This is a genomic window from Microcystis sp. LE19-41.2A (assembly GCF_027530405.1).
Lineage (GTDB): Bacteria > Cyanobacteriota > Cyanobacteriia > Cyanobacteriales > Microcystaceae > Microcystis > Microcystis aeruginosa.
The window spans coordinates 1-7,928 of the sequence record NZ_JAPZQJ010000373.1 but is presented as its reverse complement, the minus strand read 5'-3'; the positions used below and the strand labels follow the sequence as shown (position 1 = coordinate 7,928).

Here is a 7,928-nt window from a genome sequence, read left to right as displayed (position 1 = left end):
TTATAATTAAATTAAAAATGGATTTTAGGTTCGATCCCCCCTGCCCCCCTTGATAAGGGGGGTGCCGATCCCCCCTTAGTCCCCCCTTAATCCCCCCTTGATAAGGGGGGCATCTGATAATTTTTAACGCCTACCTACTTAGGATCGAATTGATATTGAGAACCCTTTGGCCCCTCATTGCCGCGATTAGCACGCACCAAGGGAACTTGATTAAAAATGTTAAAATCCGTGGTGCTTCCCTGCAAGGTGATTCCTCGATTTAAAGTTTCGACTACAGTAGCACGGTCAGAACTTTTAGCGATCGCTTCCCCTAATACTTTCATACTATCGTAGGCGGTAGCAGTACGCCAACTGACGCGACCGCGCCAACTTTTCAGCGCATCTTTAGCAAAAGGATCCGTTGCTTGGAAACTCCAAGGTACTGCTAGAACTAATCCGTCGATGCTATCTGCTCCTTGAATAAGGATATCGGGTGTATAAAGTTCATTTCCGCCTAATAATAGCATTCCAGACGATTCTTGGGCAATAGCCACGGCTTGATCAATGCGATCGCCATCTTTACTCAAGGCCAAAAATACCACCTTAGCGCCGGCTTGTCTTGCCTGATCTATGGCAGTTTTAGCATTAAAATTGGCTTTAGTTGTGTCTATTTCCTTAACTATCTTGCCTCCTGGTTGCTTTATTGCTTTAGCAAAGGAATCCCTTAATTTTTGACTATAGGGACTATCGGAATTATAAAAAAGAACCACTGAGGGAGACTTCTCTTGCTGACTAGCATAATTAGCCAAAGTTTTGGCCACTGCTTCCAGATAACTGCCTAAAACTTCCTGAGATTTATCTTTAAGGGGAATAGTTTTCAGGGTTGCATTTCCCGTTTGACTGACACTGGTAGTCAGGGGAGAAAGAATCGCTAATCCTTCTTTTTCGTAACTTTCAATCGCTTTTTGACTAAAAGGATCGATTCCGTGGCCCATAACTGCCAAAACTTGACCGGATTGAATCAGATCATCGGCTATCGCTTTTGATTGTAACCCACCACCATCATTAGCGATGACTATTTCCAAAGGATTACCCGGATTAGAATTATTAAACTCCTCTTGATACCTTGCCACACCTCGGAGAATTTCCTTGGCGCTGTTGGGGTCGTTAGCGATGGGGACAACGACGGCTATAGTATGTTTATTACCCTTTTGTCTAGCTTTGGCGTTATTGTAATAGATTTTGCCCTCCGGATCGTTTGCTTGGGGAGTGGCCGCCAGTTGGTAAACTGCGATCGCATTTGCCCAATCTTCCTTTTTAAAGGCCGCTGCGCCTTTTTCTTTGTTAGGAGTGGAATTAAGCAGTATTTTCTCACCTTGGCTAAATAAATCGGGATTTTTAGCCGTATTACTCACAAAAGTTGCCTTAGATTGCCTATCTGGGGTTTTTTCCCCGACAACTGGGGAAGTATCGGGTTTGGGAATGAGCATTTGCAATAGACTCCAACCCCCTAAACCTGCGGTTAAAGCGGTAATTATCAAAGCGAAGGGAAGTAACCAGTTAGATTTTTGGCCGACTCTAGTTGTACCCCCCGGGGACACCACCACCGTGGTTTTAACCGTCGTTGTTACGGGATCCATCGCTTCCCTAGGTAGGCCACAGATAGGACAATCAGGAGTAGTATTTTCGCAGGGTTCATGACCTCCCGCAATCGCTTGCGGATAAGTTTTACCATCTTTAGGGATACCGTCACATTGCCAAGTAGTCATGATTAGGGTTTGCTGAAAAAGTTTGTTGGTGGGGTTAGGAGTCAGGAGATAGGAGTCAGGAGACAGGAGACAGGAGATAGGAGATAGGAGTCAGGAGTCAGGAGTTAGTATTCTCCCCAATTCCCAATTCCCACTTCATAATTCATAATTCATAATTCATTATTCCCACACCCCACACCCCACACCCCACACCCCACACCCCACTTCATAATTCATTATTCCCAACCCCCCATCTCTCCACTTCCCCACTTCCCCATTTCCCTCTTAACTATTCCCTAGGGCCTGATAAAGTAGATAGAGGACGTTGTCGTAAGCTTTGGAAATAGAGGCCACCGATAAGCAGTAAAAAGAGGATATAGGCAACAATTTGACTGATATAGAGGTTTTGACGATAACCAAACAGAGATTTGAGGAGGAGTCCGGGGAAAGTGCGATCGCTCAAAATTTGGGAACCGTCCCAAACTTGAAAACCGAGAAGACAGGAGGAGGGGAGAGAAGGACAGAAATGGCGATAAAAAGGGTCAATTTCACTTAAAAGACTGATTCCTGCGTCGATATGTTTCAAAACACCGATGAGTAATCCCGCAACGATTAAGAGGAGGAAAGTCCCCATAATTTGGAAAAAGAGACGGATATTAATTTTTACTCCCCCCGCAAATAGGAGAATTCCCAACAAAGTCGCCATACTTAACCCCGCTATCGCACCGAAGGTTTGGATCTGCCAATCTTTTTGGAATTGGGCCAGGATAAAAAGGACAGTTTCAAATCCCTCCCGCAAGACAGCGATAAAAACGAGCAGAAAAATCGCTTTTCCTGCCCCATTTTCCGATTTTAAACCCGCTTTTACCGCACTTTCTACCTCAGATTTCAAAGATTTGGCCTGTTGAGTCATCCAAATTAACATCCAACTCAACATCAAAACGGCAATCAGTCCAAAAGTGGCGGCCAGTAATTCCTTGAGCATTGGTACGAATGGACTAGGAGAAGCATCCACTTGCAAAAGGATTCCCCCTAGCAAAATACCGACCAAAACACTAGCGACCACTCCCGCACCAATACCACGATACACCCATGAGTTAAGTTGCGATCGACCCGATTTTTGTAAACAAGCGAGGACAATTCCCACCACTAAAGCGGCCTCGAAACCTTCCCGGAGAGTGATAATAAAAGTGGGTAAAGCGGAACTAAGATTCATAAGCTAGTGGATAAACTCTAGCTTTGATCCTAGCTCAAGCAAAATCCCGCAGCATCTTGCGAATTTCCAGATTGTGTAATTCTTCTTGTCCGATCATACCGCGGGCGAATTCTTCTAGGTAAATACTGGCATCTTCAACGGTTTCTAGGAGTGCTTTGTACAAATCAAGGGATTTTTTCTCATGATTGAGGCTCTCACTCAAGATTGCTTTGATATTGTGTTCATAGCTTTCCTCGATGGGGGCAATTTTTAAGCTAGGATGACCTTCTAAACCGGTGAGAATTTCCCCGACTTGTTGCGCGTGGGTGAGGGACTCCGTGGCCTGAGTCTGGAAAAATTGGACGATAGGGATGCGATGGGGACCTGTCACCATCAGGGAATAGTGGGTGTAACGGACAACTCCCGCTAGTTCAAATTCCATGATTTCGTTCAGTTGTTCGATGGTTTTGTCTCTGTCTAGTTCTCGCATAAGATTCTCAATAATTTTTCTCTAATTGCAATTGTAGCTAATCCAAACCGGCTAAATAAATCTAAAAACCTTGTTGGCTAATACTAAATCCGTTGAGTATGGGCTATGTATGAGAACAGGCAAAAGGCAATAGGCAATAGGCAATAGGGAGAATAAATAATCAGTTTTTGATAACCGGATTTAGTATAATATCTTTAGGCTTTTTTGCCGTCAAAAAACTGCCAGCCATTTGAGCAATCGGGGGGAATTTTTAGGCACTTTTTCCTGAAAATGCCTAAAATCCCACACACCCCACGAAAAACCCTTTCAGCAAACCCTAGGTAATGCAAAAAGATTTTAGCTGGGGGAATAGCAACTCAAGAGGTCATTAAAGGTTTCATTTTGCCTTAAACCATCGAAAACAAAGTTATTACGCGCTAATTCGCCACATATATCCGGTTCTATGTCCATGGCTTCGCGTAAACAGTCGATCGCTTTTTGTTGTTGACCGAGGGCGGCATAACAGCAGGCGGCATTATACCACGCATAGCGATCATCTCGATCGATTTTTAACGATTCTTCATAACAGGCGATCGCTTCTGGTAAACGCTGTAATTCCTGTAAGATCACACCCTGTTGATACCAGGACCAGTAATCTTGCGGTCGGATATCGAGGGCGGTACGATAATTAAATAAGGCCTCTTGGGGATTGCCCCAATCCCGGAAAGCGTCGCCGCGACGATACCAGGCCCAATAATCCCGGGGTCGCGCTCCCAAGGCCAGATCATAGGAAGTGATAGCGCGTTCGTAGTTTTTGAGCAATCGATAGGCATCCCCTTGCCGGTAGGCAGCCCAATAGTCCCCCGGACTATGACTTAGGGCCCGTTGAAAACAAGCGATCGCTTTTTCGTAGTCCTTTAATTCCTGTAGATAAACACAACCTTGATCGTACCAAGCCCAATAGTTATCATCCTTTACCTGTGCGGCGTTAGCATAACTTTGAGCCGCTTCTTCATACATTCCCAAGTCTTCTAGTATCATACCCCTTTTGTACCATGCCCAATAATCATCTGGATAATATTCTAAGGCTTTTTCGTAGCTGATTAAGGCTCCAAAATAGTCCATTCTTTCTTTTAAAATATTGCCTTGGTCATACCAGTCCCGATAGGTATCCGGACGGCATTCGAGCGCTCGATAGACAGTGAGTAGATAGGTCATAGTTATTAATCGATAGTAAGTAGGGAGGCACAATTATTTGTAGGATGGGTTAGCGGTAGCGTAACCCATGCGGGGGTTGGGTTTCATGCTTCAACCCAACCTACGTTCATCTTATATTTAATTCCACCCACCTACTTAATTAGAGCCGTCAGTCTTATCAGTTATCAGTGGGAGTGTTGGGTGAGCAGTGGGTGCTTTTTCCCTGAAAATTAGGTAGTTGACCACCTGAAAATCGGTAAAACCCTACACCCCACACCCCACACCCCACACCCTGCCCCCAAGAAAAACTTTTTGCCGCAAACCCTAGTTATACTTTTAGAACAGATTCAGATCCGTTAAAGCGCCGAGACTGCTAGAGGAGACTAACTTGGCGAATTTGCCGAGAATTCCCGTTTTATAGCGTGGGGGGCGCGGTTGCCAATGGTTACGACGACGGGTTAATTCTTCCTCCGATACATTTAAACTCAAGAGACGTTGACGAGCATCAATAGTGATTTGATCCCCTTCCTCGACCAGAGCAATTGTACCACCCACCGCCGCTTCTGGAGCGACGTGACCGACCACCATGCCATAGGTTCCCCCGGAAAAACGACCATCGGTAATTAATCCCACGGAATCCCCTAAACCGGCGCCGATAATTGCCGAAGTGGGGGCCAACATTTCCCGCATACCCGGTCCGCCTACTGGTCCCTCGTAACGGACAACCACCACATCCCCGGCTTGAATTTTTCCGGCTAAAATTGCCTCTAAACAGGTTTCTTCCGACTCAAACACCCGCGCAGGCCCAGTGATGACCGGAGTTTTCACGCCGCTAATTTTGGCCACGGCCCCCTCTGTGGCCAGATTTCCTTTTAAAATGGCTAAATGACCCTCTTTATAGACAGGATTGCTAAAAGGACGGATAACATCTTGGCCTGAGGGCGGTTGGTCGGGAATATCGGCTAAAATCTCGGCGATAGTCTGACCGCTAATGGTGAGAGCATCCCCGTGTAGTAAACCATTAACCAGGAGAATTTTCATCACTTGGGGAATACCGCCAGCTTTATGCAGATCCACGGTAACGTAACGCCCGGAGGGTTTAAGATCGCAGATAACCGGTACACGCTGCCGGATAGTTTCAAAATCATCGATCGATAATTCTACCCCGATGGTGCGGGAAATGGCTAAAAGGTGCAGCACAGCGTTAGTGGAACCTCCCACCGCCATAATTACCGAAATGGCGTTTTCAAAGGCTTTACGGGTCAAAATTTGGCTAGGGAGAATCTGTTTTCTAACCGCCTCGACCAAAACCTTGGCCGATTCTTCGGTACTATCGGCTTTTTCCGCATCTTCGGCGGCCATGGTCGAGGAGTAGGGTAAACTCATCCCCATGGCTTCAAAAATGGAAGACATGGTATTAGCAGTAAACATTCCACCACAGGAACCGGCCCCGGGACAAGCGTTGCGTTCAATTCCGATGAGGTCTTCTTCACTGATTTTACCGGCGCTGTACTGTCCCACGGCTTCAAAGGAACTGACCACGGTTAAATCGCAATCTTTGTAGCGCCCCGGTTTAATCGTGCCACCATAGACGAAAATAGCGGGAATATTCATCCGGGCCATGGCAATCATTGCCCCCGGCATATTTTTGTCACAACCCCCGATAGCGAGGACTCCATCGAGACTTTGTCCATTACAGACGGTTTCAATGGAATCGGCGATTACTTCCCTAGAAACGAGAGAATATTTCATCCCTTCTGTTCCCATGGAAATCCCGTCACTAATGGTGATAGTCCCGAAAAGTTGCGGCATTCCCCCCGCTAATCTGGTGGCTGCTTCGGCACGCATTGCTAAATCATTAATTCCCATGTTACAGGGGGTAATGGTGCTAAATCCGTTAGCGATGCCGATGATTGGTTTGCTAAAGTCCTCATCCCCAAAACCTACCGCTCTTAACATGGCCCGATTCGGACTGCGTTGGGTACCTTGGGTAACAATGCGACTTCTGTAGTTATCTGCCATAACTTTATCTTTCTCCAATGGCGGCTGACGGGTGCGATCGCTGCTCAAGTTCTCCAATCGCACCTTTATTTCTATTTTCTGACTTTTGGCCGCTCTGAGCAGGTTTTAGGACAGTCCATCTCTAAAGAAAATATAAAACTGTGGGAGTAATGAACTATTCCCCACCGCTTCGCCAAGGGGCGAGTTTCTGACGCTTCTTTGTCGATGGTGGTTGGTGCGGACGGTAATGATTTGGTAGTAGTGGTGTAGCCCTCTTGCTTGAAGTGTGTAAAATATTTGTAATAAAAACAATTGGCTCAAATCAGTTTTTAATGAAGCGGTGTTATCATTTTAGCATACTTAACTCAGATAAACCATAAAGGCTCTCCTAGAGTAGTTATGTAAAAATAGTAACAATCAAGGAAGATATTGAGACTTAAAGTTATCTCAAAAAATAGTTAGAATCCTTGGTTTGACAAGAAGATAGAAACTGTTATAGGCTAAAAGACATAGCTCAAGCCGAGTCTAAACTTAACATTTTATTATATAGGAAGGGGTTATGCTGTCACTCCACTGGCAAAATTGAGATGCTTCCAGAAAATATTTAAGGTAAAATTAGATAGACTATCTCCAAAACTTAATTAACAATTAGGAAACTAAGTCAATGCTACAATCAGTTAAAGGCATTTATAGACAAGGAAAGATCGAGCTTTTAGAAACTCCCAATAACCTAGAAGAAAGTTCAGTTATTATCACATTTTTAGAAGATAAACCAATCCAAAAATATCCCAAATTAATGTGCTTTGGAATGTTCACGGGGGATGATCAATCTACAGAAGAAGATTTTTCATTCGCCGAATTTCAGGGCGATGCAGATGACCACTTAGATTGGTCTTAAACCGATGAAATATGTGCTGGATACTCACGCCTTAATTTGGTTTTTAGAAGGGAATCCCCGATTGGGAAAAAATGCCAAAACGATCCTTTCTGACCCGAACAGTGAATTAGTTTTACCGGCTATTGTTTTAGCTGAAGCGGCTTGGATTGTTGAGCGAGGCAGAACATCAATCCCTTCGGTTTTAGAATTATTTAGGGTTTGCTGAATAAATCTAAAAACCTTGTTGGATAGGGTTTTTAGACTTGTTTTCCCTCAAAAAGTGCCGACCTTTGGAGTGATTGGGGGGAAAATTCAGGGACTTTTTCCGGCTCTTCGGGACTTGGTATGGTTCGATATGGGGGCATAAATCGACTAAATCCTTATCTGGCAAGAGATTTAATTGATTAGTTCGCTCTAGATCGCAAACAATTGACAAAAATCGCGGTAATGTCTGTCTCTATA

The 7,928-nt window shown here is 44.8% G+C and carries 7 protein-coding genes; 2 read left to right on the top strand and 5 right to left on the bottom strand.

The window, feature by feature from the left end:
- Positions 1–134: 134 nt before the first annotated feature.
- From O9290_RS15230 to ilvD, 5 genes are all read right to left on the bottom strand, one after another.
- Positions 135–1,748 (bottom strand): ABC transporter substrate-binding protein, encoded by a 1,614-nt coding sequence (locus O9290_RS15230; protein WP_288025213.1) that lies wholly within the window; start codon positions 1,746–1,748, stop codon positions 135–137.
- A gap of 268 nt (positions 1,749–2,016) precedes the next feature.
- Positions 2,017–2,943: an FTR1 family iron permease gene (locus O9290_RS15225; RefSeq protein ID WP_288025216.1), complete on the bottom strand. Its 927-nt coding sequence runs from the start codon at positions 2,941–2,943 to the stop codon at positions 2,017–2,019.
- Between the two features lie 34 nt (positions 2,944–2,977).
- Positions 2,978–3,412, bottom strand: a complete 435-nt coding sequence (locus O9290_RS15220; RefSeq protein ID WP_002731529.1) for a ferritin-like domain-containing protein — start codon at positions 3,410–3,412, stop codon at positions 2,978–2,980.
- A 336-nt stretch (positions 3,413–3,748) separates the two neighbouring features.
- Positions 3,749–4,609, bottom strand: coding sequence for a tetratricopeptide repeat protein (locus O9290_RS15215; protein WP_288059276.1), 861 nt, complete (start codon positions 4,607–4,609; stop codon positions 3,749–3,751).
- Between the two features lie 315 nt (positions 4,610–4,924).
- On the bottom strand, positions 4,925–6,610 hold the full coding sequence (gene ilvD, locus O9290_RS15210; protein WP_012265889.1) for a dihydroxy-acid dehydratase: 1,686 nt from the start codon (positions 6,608–6,610) through the stop codon (positions 4,925–4,927).
- A 643-nt stretch (positions 6,611–7,253) separates the two neighbouring features.
- Here ilvD and O9290_RS15205 point away from each other — a divergent pair.
- Together O9290_RS15205 and O9290_RS15200 are read left to right on the top strand one after the other, a co-directional pair.
- Positions 7,254–7,487: a hypothetical protein gene (locus O9290_RS15205; protein ID WP_287170682.1), complete on the top strand. Its 234-nt coding sequence runs from the start codon at positions 7,254–7,256 to the stop codon at positions 7,485–7,487.
- A 4-nt stretch (positions 7,488–7,491) separates the two neighbouring features.
- A complete protein-coding gene (locus O9290_RS15200) occupies positions 7,492–7,692 on the top strand; it encodes a type II toxin-antitoxin system VapC family toxin (RefSeq protein ID WP_002763255.1) in 201 nt (66 codons plus the stop codon).
- Positions 7,693–7,928 lie beyond the last annotated feature (236 nt).